Annotated in this window: 2 protein-coding genes; both read left to right on the top strand. The window is 59.6% G+C overall.

Features of this window, described 5'->3' with window-relative positions; genetic code table 11:
• Positions 1-59 precede the first annotated feature (59 nt).
• Positions 60-572 carry a helix-turn-helix domain-containing protein gene (locus CYJ22_RS10030; RefSeq protein WP_101602516.1) on the top strand — a complete coding sequence of 171 codons (513 nt, stop codon included), beginning with the start codon at positions 60-62 and terminating at the stop codon, positions 570-572.
• Positions 572-1,432: an IS3 family transposase gene (locus CYJ22_RS10025; protein ID WP_101602515.1), complete on the top strand. Its 861-nt coding sequence runs from the start codon at positions 572-574 to the stop codon at positions 1,430-1,432. Before CYJ22_RS10030 ends, CYJ22_RS10025 begins: the two co-directional genes overlap by 1 nt.
• Positions 1,433-1,473: the final 41 nt, after the last annotated feature.

Genomic DNA, 1,473 nt, shown 5'->3' with positions numbered 1-1,473 from the left:
TGAACTGCCTCCCGTTTCTTGGACATCGAAATTGAAGTCCAGGGAATGGGAGGCTTTTCGTGTCTGTGGTTCTGGGGTTGAGGCATGATCGTTTGCTTCGGGAGCAGGCGGTGGAGATGTTTGAGAGGGGATTTGGCTATCGTTTGACCGCCGGGAGGCTTGGTGTGTCTGCCGAGACTGTGAGAGAGTGGCAGAAGATGTACCGCGTGATCGGGAGGGGCGGGCTTCTTGCCATGGGAGTAAATCGGGCCACATACGACTATGAGACGAAGGTCGCCGCGGCGAGGGCCGTGGTTGACGGCGGGATGAGTAAGCCTGAGGCGATGGTGCGCTTCGGTATTGCGAGCGCGACATCGTTGAAGAAGTGGTGCAGGCTGTACCGCGAGGGCGGCGCGCAGGCGCTCAAGCCCAAGCCCAAGGGCAGGCCGAAGGGGTCGGTGCGGGCGGTGCCACCAACGCGTGAGGAGGAACTCCAAGAGCGTGTGCGCAAGCTCGAGGCGCAGGTGGCGTACCTAAAAAAATCGATTGCCCTGAAGGCGCAGAGGCGCTCCCAAACCGGGACAAAGCCCTAGTGGTCGCCGAGCTTTCAGGGCGCGGACATGCGGTGTGTGATCTCCTCGAGGCCGCCGGTCTTGCCAGGTCGAGCTACTACTACGCGCTGGCTCACCCCCAGCAGCCAACCAGGGCGTATCTGCGGCCCAAGGTTGCCCAGATTTTTTCACGAACCCCCAACGGGTGCGGTCACAGGCAGGTAGCCATGTGCCTGCGCGCTGAGGAAGGGGAGCGCATCGCCGATAAGACGGTCTTAAAGATGATGGGCGAAATGGGGCTGCGCTGCGGCATACGCCGCGAAACGAAGTACCACAGGTACAACTCCTACAAGGGGGACGTGGGGCAAAGTTTCGACAACATCATCGGCCGCGACTTTAAGGCCGATGGGCCCTGGCAGAAACTGGGTACCGACGTCACCGAGTTCAAGCTCTCCTTCGGTAAGGCCTACCTCGCTCCGGTCTACGACTTTGCCAGCAAAGAGATCGTGGCTCACTCCATCTCGATGTGTCCCAACCTCGCCCAGCAACAAGAGATGCTCCAGATGCTCATGGATGCCAAGCCCGCAGGAGCTGAGCCGATCTTGCACTCGGACATGGGATGGCAATACCAGCACAAGGCCTACATCAGTGCGCTCGCCGATAACGGTTTCATCCAGAGCATGTCTCGCAAAGGCAACTGCATCGACAATGGCGCCACCGAGCAGGTTTTTGGGCACCTCAAGGACGAGTTCTTTCGCGGCCAGGACTGGCAGACCTTCGAGAGCTTCAAAGCCGACCTCGAGGCTTACATCACGCACTGGAACACAACAAGACGCCAAGTAAAGCTCAAGGGCCTGACCCCGGCAGAATACCGGGATCAGGCCCTACAGGAAGCCGCATAACGGCTACCATTAAACGCGTCCAAGTTTCGGGGCGCAGTTCA

Origin of the sequence: Schaalia odontolytica (assembly GCF_002847525.1) — a bacterium.
GTDB lineage: Bacteria > Actinomycetota > Actinomycetes > Actinomycetales > Actinomycetaceae > Pauljensenia > Pauljensenia odontolytica_B.
Note: the sequence above shows the minus strand (reverse complement) of the source record. Positions and strands in the feature narration are given on the sequence as shown.